The sequence below is a fragment of the Amycolatopsis sp. lyj-346 genome (genome assembly GCF_046548975.1).
Classification (GTDB): Bacteria; Actinomycetota; Actinomycetes; order Mycobacteriales; family Pseudonocardiaceae; genus Amycolatopsis.
The window spans coordinates 141635-160192 of record NZ_JAJPWT010000015.1 but is presented as its reverse complement, the minus strand read 5'-3'; the positions used below and the strand labels follow the sequence as shown (position 1 = coordinate 160192).

The 18558-nt window shown below is 71.1% G+C and carries 23 protein-coding genes; 14 read left to right on the top strand and 9 right to left on the bottom strand.

Annotated features, from left to right (window positions below):
• Positions 1–39 precede the first annotated feature (39 nt).
• Genes ACLJQE_RS34130 through ACLJQE_RS34120 form a run of 3 tightly spaced genes read left to right on the top strand, consistent with a single transcriptional unit; the run spans position 40 to position 2132 of the window.
• Positions 40–537: a pyridoxamine 5'-phosphate oxidase family protein gene (locus ACLJQE_RS34130; protein WP_410643657.1), complete on the top strand. Its 498-nt coding sequence runs from the start codon at positions 40–42 to the stop codon at positions 535–537.
• 35 nt (positions 538–572) lie between these two features.
• Positions 573–980 carry a YciI family protein gene (locus ACLJQE_RS34125; protein ID WP_410643656.1) on the top strand — a complete coding sequence of 136 codons (408 nt, stop codon included), beginning with the start codon at positions 573–575 and terminating at the stop codon, positions 978–980.
• A gap of 6 nt (positions 981–986) precedes the next feature.
• Positions 987–2132, top strand: a complete 1146-nt coding sequence (locus ACLJQE_RS34120; RefSeq protein WP_410643655.1) for an RNA polymerase sigma factor — start codon at positions 987–989, stop codon at positions 2130–2132.
• A gap of 40 nt (positions 2133–2172) precedes the next feature.
• Here the strand turns inward: ACLJQE_RS34120 and ACLJQE_RS34115 are convergent, their stop codons facing one another.
• Together ACLJQE_RS34115 and ACLJQE_RS34110 are read right to left on the bottom strand one after the other, a co-directional pair.
• Positions 2173–3795, bottom strand: coding sequence for an acyl-CoA dehydrogenase family protein (locus ACLJQE_RS34115; protein WP_410643654.1), 1623 nt, complete (start codon positions 3793–3795; stop codon positions 2173–2175).
• Complete coding sequence (locus ACLJQE_RS34110; protein WP_410643653.1) at positions 3779–4384, bottom strand: TetR/AcrR family transcriptional regulator; 606 nt, start codon at positions 4382–4384, stop codon at positions 3779–3781. Before ACLJQE_RS34110 ends, ACLJQE_RS34115 begins: the two co-directional genes overlap by 17 nt.
• A gap of 188 nt (positions 4385–4572) precedes the next feature.
• Between ACLJQE_RS34110 and ACLJQE_RS34105 the strand changes: the two genes are divergently transcribed.
• The gene (locus ACLJQE_RS34105) at positions 4573–4932 is read left to right on the top strand and encodes a TetR/AcrR family transcriptional regulator C-terminal domain-containing protein (protein ID WP_410643652.1); all 360 of its coding nucleotides are present in this window, start codon (positions 4573–4575) and stop codon (positions 4930–4932) included.
• On the opposite strand, the gene ACLJQE_RS34100 is transcribed toward ACLJQE_RS34105, so the two are convergent.
• Entirely contained in the window at positions 4933–5496 is a 564-nt protein-coding gene (locus tag ACLJQE_RS34100) for a helix-turn-helix domain-containing protein (RefSeq protein WP_410643651.1), read from the bottom strand. It abuts the gene before it with no gap.
• Positions 5497–5542: 46 nt separating this feature from the next.
• Between ACLJQE_RS34100 and ACLJQE_RS34095 the strand changes: the two genes are divergently transcribed.
• The 5 genes from ACLJQE_RS34095 (at position 5543) to ACLJQE_RS34075 (ending at position 8839) form a co-directional block, all read left to right on the top strand.
• Positions 5543–6058 (top strand): GNAT family N-acetyltransferase, encoded by a 516-nt coding sequence (locus ACLJQE_RS34095; protein ID WP_410643747.1) that lies wholly within the window; start codon positions 5543–5545, stop codon positions 6056–6058.
• A 31-nt stretch (positions 6059–6089) separates the two neighbouring features.
• Positions 6090–6536, top strand: a complete 447-nt coding sequence (locus ACLJQE_RS34090; RefSeq protein ID WP_410643650.1) for an SRPBCC domain-containing protein — start codon at positions 6090–6092, stop codon at positions 6534–6536.
• On the top strand, positions 6533–6877 hold the full coding sequence (locus ACLJQE_RS34085) for an ArsR/SmtB family transcription factor (protein WP_410643649.1): 345 nt from the start codon (positions 6533–6535) through the stop codon (positions 6875–6877). Before ACLJQE_RS34090 ends, ACLJQE_RS34085 begins: the two co-directional genes overlap by 4 nt.
• A 3-nt stretch (positions 6878–6880) precedes the next feature.
• Complete coding sequence (locus ACLJQE_RS34080; protein WP_410643648.1) at positions 6881–7321, top strand: SRPBCC family protein; 441 nt, start codon at positions 6881–6883, stop codon at positions 7319–7321.
• A gap of 537 nt (positions 7322–7858) precedes the next feature.
• The gene (locus ACLJQE_RS34075; protein ID WP_410643647.1) at positions 7859–8839 is read left to right on the top strand and encodes a tyrosine-type recombinase/integrase; all 981 of its coding nucleotides are present in this window, start codon (positions 7859–7861) and stop codon (positions 8837–8839) included.
• 12 nt (positions 8840–8851) lie between these two features.
• Here ACLJQE_RS34075 and ACLJQE_RS34070 read toward each other — a convergent pair whose 3' ends face one another.
• Positions 8852–9232, bottom strand: a complete 381-nt coding sequence (locus ACLJQE_RS34070; RefSeq protein WP_410643646.1) for a hypothetical protein — start codon at positions 9230–9232, stop codon at positions 8852–8854.
• 66 nt (positions 9233–9298) lie between these two features.
• Between ACLJQE_RS34070 and ACLJQE_RS34065 the strand changes: the two genes are divergently transcribed.
• The gene (locus ACLJQE_RS34065; RefSeq protein WP_410643645.1) at positions 9299–10090 is read left to right on the top strand and encodes a glycerophosphodiester phosphodiesterase; all 792 of its coding nucleotides are present in this window, start codon (positions 9299–9301) and stop codon (positions 10088–10090) included.
• A gap of 3 nt (positions 10091–10093) precedes the next feature.
• Here ACLJQE_RS34065 and ACLJQE_RS34060 read toward each other — a convergent pair whose 3' ends face one another.
• Positions 10094–10765 carry a transglycosylase family protein gene (locus ACLJQE_RS34060; RefSeq protein WP_410643644.1) on the bottom strand — a complete coding sequence of 224 codons (672 nt, stop codon included), beginning with the start codon at positions 10763–10765 and terminating at the stop codon, positions 10094–10096.
• Between the two features lie 245 nt (positions 10766–11010).
• Here ACLJQE_RS34060 and ACLJQE_RS34055 point away from each other — a divergent pair, with 245 nt between their 5' ends.
• The 3 genes from ACLJQE_RS34055 (at position 11011) to ACLJQE_RS34045 (ending at position 13767) form a co-directional block, all read left to right on the top strand.
• Complete coding sequence (locus tag ACLJQE_RS34055; protein WP_410643643.1) at positions 11011–12411, top strand: MFS transporter; 1401 nt, start codon at positions 11011–11013, stop codon at positions 12409–12411.
• 21 nt (positions 12412–12432) lie between these two features.
• Entirely contained in the window at positions 12433–13194 is a 762-nt protein-coding gene (locus tag ACLJQE_RS34050) for a thymidine kinase (protein WP_410643642.1), read from the top strand.
• A 225-nt stretch (positions 13195–13419) separates the two neighbouring features.
• Positions 13420–13767, top strand: coding sequence for an RNA polymerase-binding protein RbpA (locus tag ACLJQE_RS34045; protein ID WP_003081521.1), 348 nt, complete (start codon positions 13420–13422; stop codon positions 13765–13767).
• 208 nt (positions 13768–13975) lie between these two features.
• On the opposite strand, the gene ACLJQE_RS34040 is transcribed toward ACLJQE_RS34045, so the two are convergent.
• Positions 13976–14584, bottom strand: coding sequence for an NUDIX domain-containing protein (locus tag ACLJQE_RS34040; RefSeq protein ID WP_410643641.1), 609 nt, complete (start codon positions 14582–14584; stop codon positions 13976–13978).
• Between the two features lie 48 nt (positions 14585–14632).
• Between ACLJQE_RS34040 and ACLJQE_RS34035 the strand changes: the two genes are divergently transcribed.
• Complete coding sequence (locus ACLJQE_RS34035; protein ID WP_410643640.1) at positions 14633–15388, top strand: DeoR/GlpR family DNA-binding transcription regulator; 756 nt, start codon at positions 14633–14635, stop codon at positions 15386–15388.
• Here ACLJQE_RS34035 and ACLJQE_RS34030 read toward each other — a convergent pair.
• From ACLJQE_RS34030 to lnt, 3 genes are read right to left on the bottom strand one after another with little or no spacing between them, the layout of a single operon-like run.
• Entirely contained in the window at positions 15375–16124 is a 750-nt protein-coding gene (locus ACLJQE_RS34030) for a PIG-L deacetylase family protein (RefSeq protein ID WP_410643639.1), read from the bottom strand. The two genes, ACLJQE_RS34035 and ACLJQE_RS34030, sit on opposite strands and share 14 nt — an antisense overlap.
• Before the next feature lie 26 nt (positions 16125–16150).
• Positions 16151–16918: a polyprenol monophosphomannose synthase gene (locus ACLJQE_RS34025; RefSeq protein ID WP_410643638.1), complete on the bottom strand. Its 768-nt coding sequence runs from the start codon at positions 16916–16918 to the stop codon at positions 16151–16153.
• Positions 16919–16944: 26 nt separating this feature from the next.
• A complete protein-coding gene (lnt, locus tag ACLJQE_RS34020; RefSeq protein ID WP_410643637.1) occupies positions 16945–18555 on the bottom strand; it encodes an apolipoprotein N-acyltransferase in 1611 nt (536 codons plus the stop codon).
• Positions 18556–18558: the final 3 nt, after the last annotated feature.

Genomic DNA, 18558 nt, shown 5'->3' with positions numbered 1-18558 from the left:
ATCAGCGGCCAGGACGGCCGCACCGGAGAAGGAGAGACCGTGCTGCCGAACGAGATCACCGAAGTCCTGAACCGCCCGCTCAGCCAGGAACTCCTGGCCCGCGATCTCACCCGCCTGGCCTACGTCGCCAGGGACGGCACCCCGCGCAGCGTGCCGATCGCGTTCACCTTCACCGGCTCGGAGATCGTCATGTGCACGACGAAGAACGCCCCGAAGCTGGCCGCCCTGCGCGCGAACCCGGCGGTCGCCCTGACCATCGACACCGAGGTGCACCCGCCCAAGATCCTGCTCGTCCGCGGCCGGGCCGAGCTCGACGTCGTCGACGGCATCCCGGAGGAGTACCTCCTGATGAACGGCAGCTACGAGATGACGGCCGAGCAGCGGGTCGAGTGGGAGGCGGAGGTGCGGTCGCTCTACGACGGCATGGTCCGGATCGTCGTGACCCCGACGTGGGCGAAGCTGATCGACTTCGAGACGACCCTGCCGAGCGCGGTCGAGGAGCTGGTCCGGCAGCGGGCCGAACGCCAGGCCGCCTGAGAACCGTACCCACCCTGCAGACCAAGGAGACCAAGATGCCCAAGTACCTGCTGCTCAAGCACTACCGCGGCGCGCCCGCCGCGGTCAACGACGTCCCGATGGACCAGTGGACACCGGAGGAGGTTTCGGCCCACGTGCGGTACATGGAGGACTTCGGCGCCCGGCTCGAGAGCACCGGCGAATTCGTCGAACACCGGGCGCTCTCCCAGGAAGGCACCTTCGTCCGCTACGGCGGCGAGGGCCGGCCGCCGGTCACCGACGGCCCGTTCGCGGAGACCAAGGACCTGATCGCCGGCTGGACGATCATCGACGTCGAGACCTACGAGCGGGCGCTCGAGCTGGCCGCCGAGCTGTCCGCGGCGCCGGGCGCGGGCGGGAAGCCGATCCACGAGTGGCTCGAAGTACGCCCGTTCCTGACCGCGCCCCCGACCATCACGGAGTGACGCACGGTGGACGAAGCGCAGCTGCGGATCCTCACCCCCGCCGTGACCAGCGTCCTCGTCCGGCGCGGAGCGGACTTCGCGACGGCCGAGGACGCCGTTCAGGACGCCCTGGTCGAAGCCGTGCGGGTGTGGCCGGACGATCCACCCCGGGATGCCAAGGGCTGGCTGGTCACCGTGGCGTGGCGCAAGTTCCTCGACGTCACCCGGGCCGAGACCGCCCGGCGGGACCGCGAGGTCCGCGTCGAGAGCGAGCCCGAGCCCGGCCCGGCCGCGGCGGGGGACGACACGCTCCAGCTGTACTTCCTGTGCGCGCACCCGTCCCTGACCCCGGCCGCGGCCGTCGCCCTCACGCTCCGCGCGGTCGGCGGGCTGACCACGCGGCAGATCGCGCAGGCCTACCTCGTGCCGGAAGCGACCATGGCCCAGCGCATCAGCCGGGCCAAGCGCACCGTCTCGGGCGTCCGGTTCACCCGGCACGGTGACGTCGCCACCGTGCTGCGCGTGCTCTACCTCGTCTTCAACGAGGGCTATGGCGGCAATATCGATTTGGCCGCCGAAGCGATCCGGCTCACCCGCCGGCTGGCGGCCCAGACCCACCACGAAGAGGTCGCGGGCCTGCTGGCGCTCATGTTGCTCCACCACGCCCGGCGGCCGGCGCGGCACGAGCCCGACGGCAGGCTCGTGCCGCTCGCCGAGCAGGACCGCGGCCGGTGGGACACCCGCCTGATCGCCGAGGGTGTCGACGTGCTCCAAGCCGCGCTGGCCCGCGACCGCCTCGGCGAGTACCAGGCCCAGGCCGCCATCGCCGCGTTGCACGCCGACGCCCGGACCGCCGAGGAGACCGACTGGGTGCAGATCGTCGAGTGGTACGACGAACTGGTGCGGCTCACCGGCAGCCCGGTGGCCCGCCTCAACCGGGCCGTCGCGGTCGGCGAGGCCGACGGTCCACGGGCCGGCCTGAGCGCACTGGCGGAGCTCGATCCCACCCTGCCGCGCCACACCGCCGTCGCCGCCTACCTGCACGAGCGCGACGGTGACCCGGTGACCGCGGCGCGGCTCTACGCCGAAGCGGCCCGATCCGCGGCCAGCCTTCCCGAACGGGAGCACCTCACACGGCAGGCGGCCCGGCTCAACACACAACTGCACCGCTGATGCCGGCGTCCGGCGCAGACGGTTTCCGGACGCCACCGCATCAGCGCACCGCGGCGCGCTCGATGATCGCTCCCGTGTCGACCCCGGCCGGGAGCGTGCCGAACGCGATGCCCCAGTCGCCGCCGAAGCGGGATGCGCAGAACGCGTCGGCGACCGCCGGGTGACCGTGGCGGACCAGCAGCGACCCCTGCAGCACCAGCGCCATGGCCTCGACCAGCCGCCGCGCGCGGTACTCGATGCCGTCGAGGTCGGTGAGCTCCTTGCGGACGCGGTCCACGGCGTCGTCCAGCCGGGCGTCACCGCCGGCAGCCTGCTCGACCTCGGCGAAGAACGCCGCGACCGACTCCGGCTGCTTGCCCATCGCCCGCAACGCGTCCAGCGCCGCGACGTTGCCCGAGCCCTCCCAGATCGACGACAGCGGCGCCTCCCGGTACAGCCGCGGCATCCCCGACTCCTCGACGTACCCGTTGCCACCGAAGCACTCCAGGGCCTCGGCCGCGTGCACCGGCGCCCGCTTGCACACCCAGTACTTCGACACCGCGAGCCCCAGCCGCCGGAACGCCTGCTCCTGCGCGTCGTCCCGCCGGTCGCCCGCCGCCGCCAGCCGCATCGCCACCGTCGTCGCCGCTTCGGATTCCACGACCAGGTCGGCCAGGACGTTCGCCATCAGGGGCTGGTCCACCAGCGCCCTGCCGAACGCGCGCCGGTGCGTGGCGTGGTGCACCGCGCGGACCGCACCCAGCCGCATGCCCGACGCGCTGCCCAGCGTGCAGTCCAGCCGGGTGTTGTTGACCATCTCGATGATCGTGCGGACCCCGCGGCCCTCCTCGCCGACCAGCCAGCCCACGGCGTTGTCGTACTCGATCTCCGACGACGCGTTCGACCGGTTGCCGAGCTTGTCCTTCAGCCGCTGCAGGAGGATCCGGTTGCGCGAGCCGTCCGGCAGGACACGGGGGAGCAGGAAGCACGACAGCCCGCCCGGCGCCTGCGCCAGCGTCAGGAACAGGTCGCACATCGGCGCCGAGGTGAACCACTTGTGCCCGACCAGGGTGTAGCTGCCGTCCGCGGCCGGGGTCGCGGACGTGGTGTTCGCCCGGACGTCCGAGCCGCCCTGCTTCTCGGTCATCGACATGCCCGCGAGCAGGCCGCGCTTGGCGGTCGGTTCCCGCAGCCCGAAGTCGTACTCGGTCGCCGCGAGCAGCGGCTCGTACCGCGCCGCCAGCTCCGGGTTCGCCCGCAGCGCCGGAACCGCCGCGTACGTCATGGAAATCGGGCAGCTGTGCCCGGCTTCGACCTGCCCCCAGACGTAGAACTTCGCCGCCCGGGCCGCGTGCGCGCCCTCGCGCGGGTCCCGCCACGGCGTGCCGTGCAGGCCGTGCGCCGTCGCGGCCCGCATCAGGTCGTGCCAGTGCGGGTGGAACTCGACCTCGTCGATCCGGTTCCCGTACCGGTCGTGGGTACGCAGCACCGGCTCGTTCTCGTTGACCAGCCGGCCCCACTCCTGGGCCTGCTCGGTCCCGGCCAGCCGGCCCAGCTCGTGCAGCTGCGCCGCCGCCCAGCCCGCGCCGGCCCGCTCGAGCCCGGCCAGCAGCGCCGGGTCGTCGGCGACGTCGTGGCCCGCGAGCGGCGGAACCTGGTTGGTGACCTCATGCGTGGCGGGCATCGGAACCTCCTAGAGCGCGAAGGATGAACGTGCGGAGCTCGGCGACGTCACCGGCGTTTCCGCTGGTCAACGGCCCGATCAGGACTTCCGCAGCGGCACCGACCAGCGCCGCGGCGGTGAGCCGGCCGTCCTGGGGCGGCAGCACGCCGTCCCGGACCCCGGCGGCGACGTGTTCGGCGATGACCTCGGTGTAGGCCCGCCGGAACTCCAGCCGCTCGGCGTCGATGAGCGCGTCGACCGGCTCGATGAGCAGGGCATACGCCTGCTTCGGCGCTTTGAGGGCCCGCTGGGCGAAGGTGTCGACCGCGGCCAGGACCCGCTCGGCCGGCTCGCCCGCCGCGGCCGACGCCGCCCGGACCGCTTCGACCTCCCGCGTCACCACCTGCCGGAAGACGTGCACGACCAGCTCGGCCTTGGTGGGGAAGTGCTGGTACACGCTGCCGACCGCGACCCCGGCCCGGTCGGCGACCGCGGCGACCGAGCAGCCGCGGTAGCCGTGTTCGGCCAGCTGCCGCGTCGCCGCGGCGACGATCAGGTCGCGCTGGGCATCGAGGCGTTCCTGCACCTTCGGGGTGCGGCGGTAGGGCACGTCAAGAAGTGAAGCACCGATTCATTGCTTCAGTCAAGGCTCGAGCAGCCGCTTCGCGCCCCGCACCTCGGCTTCGACGTCGGCTCGCAACCTGCACGTCGACCCGGCGGCCCGGAGTCAGCGTCATCCGGGAAACGATCTTCGGCCCCGGCCCCAGCCCGGGCAGCGCCGAGCGGAACCGGAACTCGGTGACCTCACCCTCGGAAGCCGCCGTCCTCGAGGCCGCCGTGCACGACAACCTCGCGCGCCTGACCGCCCGCCTCCCCGACGACCCCCGCGAAGCCCTGCGCGCCCTCGCCGACGTCGTCTGGGCCTTCATGACCGCCGACCGCGACCTCATCCGCCTGATGATCCGCGAGTTCACCGGCTTCCCCGAGCTGTTCGAGCGGATGTGGCAGGGCGTCGTGGCCACCGTCTACCACCGCGGCACCGAGTGGATCACCACCCTGCGGGACCAGGGGAGAGCGGCGGTGACCGACCCGGAAGCCACCGCCGCGTTCCTCGCCGCCTGGCTCGACTCCTCCGTCGCCGCCCTGCGGCTCACCTGATCACCCACCCCGCTTCACCAGCGCCACCAGATACCGGCACGGCACCGAGCCCGGGTTCGCGAACACGCAGTCCGCGGCCGGCCCCAGCTGCAGGCAGTCCCCGGCGGCCAGCTCGTGCACCTGCGCACCCTCGTGGAACCGCAGCCGCCCCGCCAGCACCCAGATCTGCTGGTGCAGGAACGCATACGTCCCCGACGCCAACGGCACCTCCACCCCCGGCGGGAGCTCCACCTCCACCAGCTCCAGCGGACGGCCGGCCGCGGGGGAGACCGACCGCCGCCGGTACCCCGTCCCCGGGTCCACCCACACCGGCTGCTCCGCCGCCCGCACCAGCCGTCGCTCGTCACCCTCGGCCCGCGCGATCAGCTCCGACAACGTCAGGCCCAGTGCCGCCGACAGCTTCGCCAGCAACGCCGCCGTCGGCTGCACGTCACCCCGCTCGATCTTGCCGATCATCGCCCGCGACACCCCCGACCGATCGGCGAGCGCCGCGGCCGAGAGGCCTTGCGACGTCCGGGCGGCGTGCACCGTCGCGGCCAGGCGGGCAGTCAGGGGATCGGTCATAACGTTGGATACTATACGACTCAATCCGGCTACCATATGAGCCATGATGATTCGAGACGCCACCACCCACGACGCCGCCGCCTGCGCCACCCTCTACGCGCCCTACGTCACCGACACCGCCGTCTCCTTCGAAACCGAGCCACCGGACGCCACCGAAATGGCCCGCCGCATCGACGCCGCCCACGCCTGGCTCGTCCTCGAAGACCACGGACGCGTCGCCGGCTACGCCTACGCCACCCGCTTCGCCGAACGCGCCGCCTACCGCTGGTCCTGCGAGACGAGCATCTACCTCGAACAAGGCCGCCGCCGCACCGGCGCCGGACGCGCCCTCTACGAAGCCCTGTTCGAACGGCTGCGCGAACGCGGCTTCTGCCGCGCCTTCGCCGGCATGACCCTGCCGAACGACGCCAGCGCCGGCCTGCACCGCGCTCTCGGGTTCGAGCCCGCGGGCGTCTACCGCCGGGTCGGCTGGAAACACGGCGCCTGGCGTGACGTCGCCTGGGTCCAGAAAGACCTTCGCGCAACCAACGGTTGCACATCCGTGCCCGGCGAGCTAACGTGACACGCAACCAAACGTTGCAATAGGAGTCCCCATGGAACACGGCACCCTCGAACGGGAAATCCACATCCACGCCACCCCCGAAGTCGTCTTCGACGTCGTCAGCAGCCCCCAGCACCTCCGTGAATGGTGGCCCGACGAAGCCGAATACCCCGTCGAACCCGGGGGAGCGGGCCGCATCGGCTTCGGCGGCTCCTGGGTCCAGTTCACCGTCGTCGACGCCATCCCGCCGAAACACTTCTCCTTCCGCTGGACCCACGCCGAAGGGGAGACCGCCGCCCCGGGCAACTCGTTCCTCGTCGTCTTCGAACTCGAACCCGACGGCACCGGCACCCGCCTCCGGATGACCGAAACCGGCTTCCGCGAACGCGGCTGGGACGAAGCCAAGATCGCCGCCGAATACACCGACCACGTCTCCGGCTGGGACCACTTCCTGCCCCGCCTGCCCGCCTACGCCGCCAAAGTCGGAGCCACCCCGTGACCACCGCCGTCGACGACGACCTCTGGTCGGCCATCGGCGACCCCACCCGCCGCCGCCTGCTCGAACTGCTGCTCAACCAGGGGAGCGCCACCGCGACCAGCCTCAGCGAACACCTCCCGGTGACCCGCCAAGCCGTCGCCAAGCACCTCACCGTCCTCGACCGCGCCGGCCTCGTCCACGCCCACAACGCCGGCCGCGAAAAACAGTTCCGGGTCGACGAAACCCAGCTCGCCCGCGCCGTCGCCCAGCTCACCGAAGTCGGCAACGCCTGGGACGCCCGGCTCCGCCGCATCAAGCACATCGCCGAAACCATCGAGAAGACCATCGAAAGGAACCCGTAGAACATGGACATCCTGCACCGCATCGGCGTCAAGAACGGCACGCCGGAGCAGGTCTACCACGCCCTCACCACCATCGACGGCCTCGCCGGCTGGTGGACCGAAAAGACCGAAGGGGAGACCGGCACCGGCGGCGTGATCGCGTTCCGCTTCATCCCCGGCGGCTTCGACATGAAGGTCACCGAACTCGACCCCGGCCGGCTCGTCCGCTGGGAGGTCGTCGACGGCCCGCCGGAGTGGATCGGCACGACGATCCGCTGGGACATCGAGCAACGCGACGACCACACGATCGTCCTGTTCAAGCACGAAGGCTGGCGCGAGGCCGCCGAGTTCATGCACCACTGCAGCACGAAGTGGGCGATCTACCTGATGAGCCTCAAGCAGCTCGTGGAGACCGGGGAAGGCGCCCCGGCGCCGCGGGACGTCATGATCAGCGACTGGCACTGACGTTACTTGACATAATGTACATTATCGGCACTTGACGACACGCTGGGCGAAGGCCGGGAGGGGTCGAGAACCCGGGGTTGGGCCGCCGGGTTTCGCGAGAGGGTTCCGCTTCGCCAGGACAGCTCCTGTGAGCGTTTCGGCAGCCGCCCAGTTCGGCCAGTGGGTCAACGTGAGCCCTGGGGTCCGAGAGCATCCCCTGAGGGGCATGAACTCGAGGTCCGGCCACCCGACCTCAAAACGTCACGGTGACGAAACTGACTGAGTCTGACGGACCGAAGCCGCCGCACGACACAGTTGGCGACGCCCGATTCTCGTACCGCAGGCCTCCCTGGCCGCCTGCCGGCTCTCTGCATGCGCCCGCGTCGAACATGTGTACGCATGCCTCGGCAACGCGCTCGAAGGGCACTCAAGGGCCGGCGACGGCCTTTGGAGAGTTCCGTGTCCCCCGGAGAGTGGCTCCTGGGGCACACCCGTGTTTCATGCATAATTGCCATTATGCATGAAACACGGGGTCCGGACGCGGAAACTGTCGGTGGCGTGCGGTACAAGATCCACATGAAGGTTTACGAGGCCCAGCAAGCCTTCTTCGCCGCCCGTCGTCCCCGCAAGGACTCCCCGCACACCACCGATGCCTACCGCCGGGATCTCGCCGGCATCACCACTCTCCTGGTTTCGGAGCTCGGCCGCCCGGCCGAGGACCTGGAGGTCGCCGACCTCACCGGGCCGGCGCTGCGGTCGGCGTTCGGCGTGTTCGCGGACGGCCACGCGAAGAGCTCGGTGCTGCGGGCGTGGTCGACGTGGAACCAGTTCCTCACGTTCTGCGTGGCCGACGGGCTGTTGTCCGGCAACCCGATGGGTGCCGTGGCGCGGCCGCGGACGCCGGCGTTGACGCCGAAGCCGTTGCGGGGTGAGGAGACTCCGGAGCAGCTGCTGTCGGCGGCGGCCGCGGGGTCGCGGCGTGCGCGGGATCCGTGGCCGGAGCGGGACGTGCTGGTGATCGCGCTGGGGCTGGTGGCGGGGTTGCGGGCGGCGGAGATGCGGGCGCTGACGTCGCGGTCGCTGGTGGGGCGGGCCGGTGAGCTGCGGTTGCACGTGAAGGGCAAGGGCAGCCGGGATCGGTCGATTCCGGTGCAGCCGGTGCTGGCGGAGCTGATCGAGCGGTACCGGGAGTCGTGCCGGGTGCGGTTCCCGAACGTGCGGTTCTCCCCTGGTTCGCCGTTGCTGCTGGATCGGGCGGGTGATCCGATCGGGCGGGGTGCGCTGGAGTACCTGGTGAAGTCGTGTTACCGGGGTGCGGGGCTGCACGATCGGGTGCCGGTGGGGGCGAATCTGCACGCGTTGCGGCACACGTTCGCGACGCGGCTGGCGGAGGACGGGGCGACGGCGTCGGAGATCATGGCGTTGCTGGGGCACGCGAGTTTGGCGACGAGCCAGAATTACATCGAGGCGACGGGCCGGGAGCAGCGTGCGGCGGCGGCGAGCAACCGGACGTACCGGGCGCTGGACACCCTCGGCTGAGTACCGCGGCGGTCAGCGGAGTTGTTCGAGGTCTTTGGCCGCGCGGGCGATCTCCTGGGCCAGTGTGCGGAGTTCGCGGGCGTCGGCGCCGTCGTCGGCTGCGGTGACGATGTCTTCGGCGGCGCAGCGGAGCTGGAAGAGGCGGTCCTGGAGGGCGGCGATCTCGGTGTCGGAGAGGACGACGGCGTCTTCGGGGAGTCCGCTGCGTTGCAGGGCGGTGCGGCGTTCGTAGGCGCGTTGGCGGCAGGATTGGCCGCAGTAGCGGCGGCGGCGGCCGACGTTACCGCCTTCGGGGAGGCGTCGTCCGCACCAGCCGCAGTGCTTGGGGGCGCCTCGGCGGGCCGGGGCGAGTTCGATGGTGGTCGGCTGGGTCAGTTCGGCGGCTTCCCTCACCCGGGAGACCCTAGCTGGCCATCGTTTGCTCATGCCGGGGTCATGGCGGAAGGGCACACTTGGGGGATGCACGCGTCGTTCCCGTACCTGGCCGATCCGACCCCTCGTGCGTTCGCGCACCGGGGGTGGCACCTCGACGAGCTCGACGGGCTCGAGAATTCGCTGCCGGCGTTCCGGCGGGCGTGTGAAGAGGGTTACCGGTACCTGGAGACGGATGTGCACGCGACGGCGGACGGGGTGGTCGTGGTGCACCACGATCCGGAGCTGGATCGGACGACGGACGGGTCGGGGCCGATCGCGGCGCAGACGTGGGCGCAGTTGAAGAACGTGAAGGTCGGGGGGAAGGCTCCGCTGTCGCGGCTGGAGGACGTGCTGGAGGAGCTGCCGGACGCGCGGTTCAACGTGGATGTGAAGGCCGATCGGGCGGTGGGGCCGTTCGTGGAGGTGCTGGAGCGGACGAAGGCGTTCGACCGGGTGGCGGGGGCGGCGTTTTCGGATGCGCGGCTGGTGCGGTTGCGGAAGCTGGCGGGGCCGAGGCTGGTGACGGCGATGGGGCCGCGGTCGGCGTTGGCGCTGTGGGCGCGGGGGAAGCTGCCGCTGCTCCCCCTGGGCCGGCTGGTGCTGGGGGCGATGGCTCAGGTGCCGGTGCGGCAGGGGGCGCTGCGGGTGGTGGACAAGGCGTTCCTGGCGATGGCGGGGCGGTCCGGGATCGAGGTGCACACGTGGACGATCGACGATCCGGTGGAGATGCGGATGCTGCTGGATCTGGGGGTGCACGGGATCGTGACGGACCGGCCGGATCTGCTGCGTGAGGTGCTGATCGAGCGGGGTGCGTGGCAGCGGTCCCAGGAGCCGTGAGCGTCAGCGGGGTGGTTTGCCGGTCCAGGCGGCGTCCCAGGTTTTGGGGCCGAGGAGGCCGCTGTCCTTGATGCCGTTGGCGCGTTGGAGGTCGAGGACGGCGGTGCGGGTCTTTTCGAGGTAGCAGCCGGTGCCGGTGAAGCCGTAGCCGAAGGCGTTCATGCGGAGCTGGAAGGTCTTGAGGGGGTCGGCGCAGTCGCCGTAGCGGTAGACGACGCCGGGCCAGGCGGGTTTGGGGCCGCCGGGGCCCGGGGGTGGTGCGGGGAGGCCACCGCCGCCGCCCATGTAGGCGGATTCGGCGTAGCTGGGGACGCGTTTGCTGCGGGCGTCGGCGTCGGCGGCGAGTTTGAGCATGCCGGCGCACTGCCAGGGTTGCCAGCCGCGCATGCGGTAGAGGTAGAGGGCGCGGTAGTCCTGTTCGGCGGGGGTGGCCTGGTCGGGGCGGCCTTGGCCGCCGACGCTGCGCCAGGTGGGCAGGTCGAACTGGTAGGCGCCGTAGTAGCCGTTGCCGGTGTTGGTGGCGTAGCGGCCGCTCGATTCGCACATGCGGAGTTTGGCCCAGGCGCTCGACGCGGGGTCCGCGGAGGCGGTGGCGGGGGTGGTCAGCTGCAGACCCATGGCGGCGAGGGCGGGGAGTACGAGTCTCGCCACGGTGCGTCGGCGGTTCTGGATCATGGGTGCACAGTAGGAGTGTGTCCCAGTGACCACAACAGACACGATGGGCTCCTCAGTCTCACCGGGAACACTGTTCACTTTTGCCGGCGAGACGCCGTGGCGGGCGGGCGCGGGGTCCGGCGGGGTGGTGGGTGATCACGAAGCGAACAAACCGGACACGGTTTGGGTGGTGTGGTGATCGGGGCCGGCCGCGTCCCCGTAGTCTCCGCGCTGACCTGGATGTTCCCGAGGTGAAGGAGCCGTGGATGACGCTGGCCGGGACGCGCTCGACCAAGCGCGAGCGCTGGGGCTGGTATTTCTACGACTGGGCGAATTCGCCGTTCTATTCGTCGACGACGACGGTGTTCGGCGCGCTGTCGATGAGCCCGATCGCGGCGGCGGACGCGAAGGCGAACTTCACCCTTAACGGGGACCGTGCGTGCCTGAACGCGGCGGGTGAGACGGACACGCTGCACAACTGCGACGTGACGTTGCTGGGGCTGCACTTCCCGGCCGGTTCGGTGTGGGGTTACCTGCTGTCGGTGGCGACGGTGGTGCAGGTGCTGGTGCTGCCGATCGCCGGTGCGGTGGCCGATCGCAGCCACAACAAGCGGCGGATCCTGGGTGCGTTCGCGTTTCTGGGTGCGGCGGCCGCGGCGGCGATGTTCTTCCTGACGGGTTCGGACTGGCAGCTGGGTGCGGCGTTGTTCATCGTGGCCAACATCGGCTACGGCGGTTCGCTGGTCGTCTACTACTCGTTCCTGGCCGACATCGGCGGGCCGGACGAGCGGGATGGCATTTCGGCGCGGGGCTGGGCGTTCGGGTACCTGGGTGGTGGGCTGGCGCTGGCGTTGCAGCTGGGGTTCTACCTGAAGCACGACCTGTTCGGGGTGGACCAGGACCTGGCGGTGCAGATCTGTTTCCTGACGTCGGGGTTGTGGTGGGCGGCGTTCACCTTCCCGGCGGTGCGGCGGCTCCCCCGCCGGCACGTGCCGGTCGATGTCGCGCCGGGGCGTTCGGTGCTGCGGGCGGGGTTCTCGGAGCTGCGGCAGACGCTGGTGGCGGCGAAGGCGTATCCGTTGACGCTGGCGTTCCTGGGCAGCTACCTGGTCTTCACCGATGGGATCAACACGGTGGTGACGGTGTCGGCGCAGTACGGCAAGGACGAGCTGGGGTTCGGCAACGAGGTGCTGATCGTCACGATCCTGGTGATCCAGTTCGTGGCGTACCTGGGTGGCACGCTGCACGGGCTGGTGGCGCGGCGGATCGGGGCGAAGCGGACGATCCTGGGCAGCCTGGTGGTGTGGATCGCGGTGCTGGGCGGGGCGTACTTCGTGCAGCCGAGGCAGATGCTGCAGTTCCTCGCGGTGGCGGTCGGGATCGGGCTGGTGCTGGGTGGGACGAACGCGCTGTCGCGGTCGTTGTTCAGCCAGATGATCCCGGCGGGCAAGGACGCGCAGTACTACTCGCTCTACGTCGTGGGTGAGCGTGGGACGTCGTGGCTGGGGCCGCTGGTGTTCGCCGGGGTCGGGCAGGCGACGGGGTCGTTCCGGCTGGCGATCATCGCGCTGGTGATCTTCTTCGCGGCCGGGTTGGTGCTGGTGTGGCTGGTGCCGGTGCGACGGGCGATCGTGGCGGCGGGCAACCGTCCGCCGGAGGTTCTGTGAGCACCGATAGGGTCGGGCGTCGTGACCTTGCTCAACGACGCCGCCGGCCCTGATCCCACCGATGCCCTGTCGTCGGTTCCCGCGGCCGGTTCGCGCCGCGGGACGCCGCCGGTGGGCAGGCTGAAGTTCTGCTACGGGCCGATGGACTGCGGGAAGTCGACCCTGGCGCTGCAGATCGACCACAACCACGCGCGGCAGGGCCGCCGGGGGCTGGTGCTGGTGCGCCACGACCGCTCGGGTGCGCCGCAGATCTCCAGCCGGATCGGGCTGACGCGGCAGGCGGTGGAGGTCGGTGAGGACACCGACGTGCGCGACCTGGTGCGGCAGGAGTGGGCGCGGGGGCAGCACGTGGACTACGTGGTGGTGGACGAGGCGCAGTTCCTCTCCCCCGGTCAGGTCGACCAGCTGGCGGAGCTGGCCGACGAGGTCGAGATCGACGTGTACTGCTTCGGGATCGCGACGGACTTCCGGAGCCGGTTGTTCCCGGGAGCCGCTCGTTTGTTCGAACTGGCGGACGAGCTGCAGCCGGTCCAGGTGGAGGTGTTGTGCTGGTGCGGGCTGGCCGGGCGCTTCAACGCACGGGTGGTCGAGGGCGAGGTCGTGCGCGAAGGCGATACCGTGGTGGTGGCAGATACCGAACAATCCGTAGTTGAAACTTCAGCTTCAGCACGATTTGAGGCCGAATTCGCTACTGTGCGTTATCAGGTATTGTGTCGCCGCCACTTTCGGGCGGGTGACCTGGGGCCGGTTACTGCTCATCACGGTCAGTTACGGTTGACCTGAGTGAGACGCGAGTAGCCCATCCGGGGGATATCAGCACTAAGAAGGCCGTATTGACGTCACGCCGGAGCGCGAAACGCCTCCTACTAGAGGAAGCTGATGCCGGCGGGTGACGCAGCTCATCGTGAGCAACGACATGGCAGCCCGGGAATCCTCCGGGGCCGTCGGTCGTTGCATAGGGTGAGCAACACCCTGGCTCCACCCCGGAGCTGACTGAAAGGACCCATCATGGCCGACCGTGTTCTTCGTGGAAGCCGGCTGGGAGCGGTCAGCTACGAGACCGACCGCAACCACGACCTCGCCCCACGCCGCACCGTGCGCTACGCCTGCCCGAAGAACCACGAGTTCGAGGTGCCGTTCTCCGACGACGCCGAGATCCCGACGGTCTGGGAGTGCCGCCTGCACGGCAGCGAATCGGAGATCGTCGATGGCGGGCAGCCCGAGCAGAAGAAGGTCAAGCCGCCGCGCACCCACTGGGACATGCTCCTCGAGCGGCGCACGATCCCGGAACTCGAGGACCTGCTGAACGAACGTCTCGCCGAGCTGAAGGGCCGCCGGACCTCCCGGTCGGCGTGACCCTGTCGCCCTCGGCCTCGTAGCCAAGCTCCCACCACAACGGAAAGGCCCCCGCGACCTCCCCCCGCGGGGGCCTTTCACTTACCCGAAGCGTCGGCCCGCGTACCCAGGGAGCCGGCCCGCGTACCCAGAAGGTCGGCCAGGCAACCGACCCCGTGGGTACGCGGGCCGACCGTCCAGGTACGCGGGCCGGCCCTGCCGGTACGTGCTATGCCGTGCGGAAGGGGCCGGAGAGGGCGGCCCACTGCAGCAGCATGATCGTCTTCGCGTCCGCGATCTCGCCCGTCCCGATCATGTCGAGGGCCTTGGTGAACGGGAGCTCGAGGACCTCGATGTCCTCCCCCTCCTCCGTGATCCCGCCGCCTTGGCCGCGGACGGCGGGGTCGTAGGGCGCCGCGTAGCAGTGCAGGCGCTCGGTGACCGAGCCCGGGCTCGTGTAGACGTCGAACACGTGCTGCAGCTCACCGATGCGGACGCCGGTTTCCTCCTCGGCTTCGCGGCGGATCGCGGTTTCCGGGTCGTCGGCGTCCAGCAGGCCGGCCGCCGTCTCCACGAACATGCCGTCCGGGTGGTCGTTGACGTAGACCGGGTAGCGGAACTGGCGGGTCAGCAGGACCGTGCCGCCCTCGAGGTCGTAGAGCAGCACCGTGGCGCCGTTGCCGCGGTCGTAGGTTTCGCGCTGCTCGGTCGTCCAGCGGCCGTCGCCGTGCCGGTACTCGAACGTCGTGCGGCGCAGCACGTACCAGGCCGACGACAGCAGCTCCACGTTGGTGACCCGCACGCGCGGGTTGCGGGACAGGCTTGCCGATGAAGTCATCTCCCGACCATAATGTGCATGATTCGGAAAGAACAAGGAGGACCGTGCATGCTGGTCGGGGAACGCCGTGAACTGCTGCTCGCCCGGCTCGCCGCCGACGGCAAGGTCCTGGCCAAGGACGTCGCCGCCGAGCTGCGGGTCTCCGAGGACAGCATCCGCCGCGACCTGCGCGACCTGGCCGCGGCCGGGCTCTGCCAGCGCGTCTACGGCGGCGCGCTGCCCGTCTCCCCCGCCGTCGCCGACTACGCGAGCCGGACGGCCATCGCCGTCGACGGCAAGGACCGGGTCGCCGCGGCCGCCGCCGCGCTGGTCCGCCCCGGATCGACCGTCATCCTCGACGGCGGCACCACCACCCTGGCCGTCGCGAACGCACTTCCCCGCGACCTGCGGGCCACCGTCGTGACGCACAGCCCGACCGTCGCGGTGGCCCTGCTCGACCACCACGGCATCGAGGTGTTCCTGCTGGGCGGGCGGCTGTTCCGGCATTCCGCGGTCACCTGCGGCGCGGCCGCGGCCGAGGCCGCCCAGTCGATCAGCGCCGACGTCTTCCTGCTCGGCGTCACCGGTGTCCACCCCGAAGCCGGCCTGACCACCGGCGACGCCGACGAAGCCGCGATGAAGCGGACCCTGGCCCGGCGCGCGGCCGACACCTACGTGCTGGCCAGCGCCGAAAAGCTCGGCGCGGCGTCGCGGTTCACCGTGCTGCCCTTCACCGACGTCGCCGGCGTCATCACCGACGCCGGCGAGCAAGACCCGAACGTGCAGAAACTGGCAAACCTGGGGGTTGTGATCACCGGCGCGTGACGTCGACGTACCACTCGCGCCCGGCCACCAGCCCGAACACCGGCGCCGGCAGCCACACGAGCACCCGCAGCACCGCGGAAAGCCGTCCGCCGCCGCGCACGTCCGACACGTGCGCGGCGAGCGCCGCCTGCTTGCGCGCGGCGAACCGCCGCACGTCGAACCGGTGGGTGATGGCCGAGGCCGGGCTGTAGGCGCGGCCGAGGGCGTCGGTGTCGTACCGGAACGGGATCCGCAGCGCGCGGATCAGCCGGACGAACCGCACCACGACGTCCCGCGGGATCGTGGCCTCCAGCAGCCGCGTCCCGGTCAGCCCGGCGGCCCGGCGGGCGACCTCGTGCACCTTGACGTGGTCCGGGTGGCCGTAACCACCGTTCGGGTCGTAACCCAGCAGCAGCTCGGCGCGCTCCTGCTGGAGGACCGTGGCGAGCCGGTGCGCGGCCTCCTCGGTGTCCGCGCGGACGAACCGCCGCCGCCCCGGCGGATCGGGGTACACGACGGGCCCGTGCCCGCTCTCGGCGTAGCCCAGCGCCACGACGCGGTGCACGCCCAGGATGGCCGCCGCGGCTTCCAGTTCCCGCCACCGCGGCGTCGGGAACTGCGCGTTCATGCCGTCGGTGGCCACGACGACCACCACCCGGTGCCCGTCGGCCGCGGCGCGGGCCAGCGTGCCGCCGCTGAGCAGGACGGGGTCGTCGGCGTGGGCGTGGAAGGCCACGATGGTCGTCACGGGCCCCATGATGGCCCAGAACGGGAGAAAACGGCTCAGGCGCGCTTGACGAGCCTGCGCAGCTGGTGCCAGCGGCGTTCGACGCCCCACTTGGCCACCCGCAGGAACGCCTCGCGGATGATCGAGCCGCTCATCTTCGACTCGCCGATCTCGCGCTCGGTGAACGTGATCGGCACCTCGACGATCTCGAAGCCGGCGTCGGCCGTGCGGATGGTCAGGTCGATCTGGAAGCAGTAGCCGTGGGAGTTGACCTCGTCCAGGGCCAGCTTCTCCAGCACCGGACGGCGGTAGGCGCGGAAGCCCGCGGTGATGTCGCGGGTGCGCATGCCCAGCGCGATCTGCGAGTAGATGTTGGCGCCGCGGGAGAGCACCTGGCGGTTCACCGGCCAGTTGACGACGCTGCCGCCCGGCACGTACCGCGAGCCGATCGCCAGGTCGGCGTCGCCGACCGCGTCCAGCAGCCGGGGCAGGTCCTCCGGGGCGTGCGAGCCGTCGGCGTCCATCTCGACGATCGTGTTGTACTCCCGCGCCAGTCCCCAGCGGAAGCCGGCGATGTAGGCGGCGCCGAGGCCGGCCTTCTCGGTGCGGTGCAGCACGTGGATGTGGGCGTTGGCGGCCGCGCGCTCGTCGGCGAGCTCACCGGTGCCGTCCGGGCTGCCGTCGTCCACCACGAGCACGTGCACGTGCGGGAGTACCTTGTGCAGGCGGTCCAGGATCGGGCCGAGGTTCTCCCGCTCGTTGTAGGTCGGGATCACCACCAGCACCGGCTCGATTTCCCGGGCCCCCCGCGGCGCCTGCGACATCCGTGCTCCTCCGATATCCGCGGCGGTCAGTCCGCCGCTTCCCCTGCCGTGCCGGCGCTGGTGCGCCGGGTGCGAAAACGGAGCACGAGCCCACCGGCCACCCCGGCGATCGCCAGAGCCAGCAGCCCGTACTCCGTCCACGCACCTAGTTGATCCGACAGCGTAGTCTGCGTCCGCAGCGGGACGCGCCCGACCAGGGAATCCGCCGTGAAAAGGCCCGTTGAGCTGGTCACCGTCCCGTCGGGCGCGATGATCGCGCTCACGCCGGAGACCGCCGACACCACGACGGCCCGGCCGTGTTCGACCGCCCGCAGCCGGGACATGGCCAGCTGCTGCACGCTCATCTCGCTCTCGCCGTACCACGCGTTGTTGGTCGGCACGACGAGCAGCTCGGCGCCGTCGCGCACGGCGTCGCGGCCCGGGTAGTCGAACGCCGTCTCGTAGCAGATGAACACGCCGACCTTCGTGCCCGCGGCGGGCACGGTCTGGTTCGCGCCGTCGCCGGGGACCATGTCGACGCTCTCCTGGTCGAGGAACGGCGTGACCAGCTCGGCGACCTTGCGGGCCGGCACGTACTCGCCGAAGGGCACCAGCTGCTGTTTCGCGTAGCGCGCGCCGGGCCCGGTGCGCGGGTCCCAGGCGATGACGGAGTTCTGCAGGTGCCCGTCCGGCAGCCGGTAGATCGCCCCGATCAGCGCCGGCACGCCGAAGTTCGCGACGAGCTGGTCGACCTGCAGGTCGGGGCCGGTGACGGTGGTGGCGCTCTCCGGCCACACCACCAGGTCCGGCCGGGGCACCTTCCCGGCCCGGATGGCCGCGAGCAGCCGTTCGCTCTCGGCGATCGTGTTGTCGCGCAGCACCGTCCGCTCCCCCTGCAGGGCGAGCCCGATGTCCGGGGCGTTGCCCTGGACGGTGGCGACGGTGCGCTCGCCGTCCTGCGCGCCGGTCCCGATCGACGGCCACAGCACCAGGCCCGCGACGACGGGCAGCAGCGTGCCGACGGCGGCGAAGGCCGTCGGCCGCGTGAACTTGCGCACTTCCCGCAGCCGGGCGGCGAGCGCGGCCAGGCAGAAGCCGCTGAGGACGACGGCCAGGCCGACCAGCGGGGCGCCGCCGATCGAGGCGAGCGGCAGGAACGCGCCTTCGGGCTGGCTGAAGGCGACCCGGCCCCACGGGAAGCCGCCGAAGGGGAACCACGCACGCGGGGTTTCCAGGGCGATGAGCACCAGCGCGCCCCACAGCGGCGCGGCGGGCAGCCGGGACACCAGCGTGATCAACCCACCCGCCAGGCCGTGGTAGAGGGCCAGCGCGAAGGACAAGCCCAGCCACGGCCACGGGCCGAAGTCGGGGCCCAGGAAGTCCAGCAGCCAGGTCAGCAGCGGCAGGAAGAACACGACCCCGAACGCGAAGCCGTAGCCGAAGCCGGCCCGGAAACGCCGTCCGCGCAGCACGAGGGCCAGCCCGGCGAAGGCCAGCGGCGCGAGCCACCACAGCGGGCGCGGCGCGAAGCTCAGGTAGTAGGCGAATCCGGACACCAGTGCCGCGGTCGAGCGCAGCAGCCAGGCCGGGGGGAACCGCCGCGTGCGGGCGGACTGGTGCGGGACGCCCGGTTCGGGGTCCGCCACGGTGACTGCCACAGC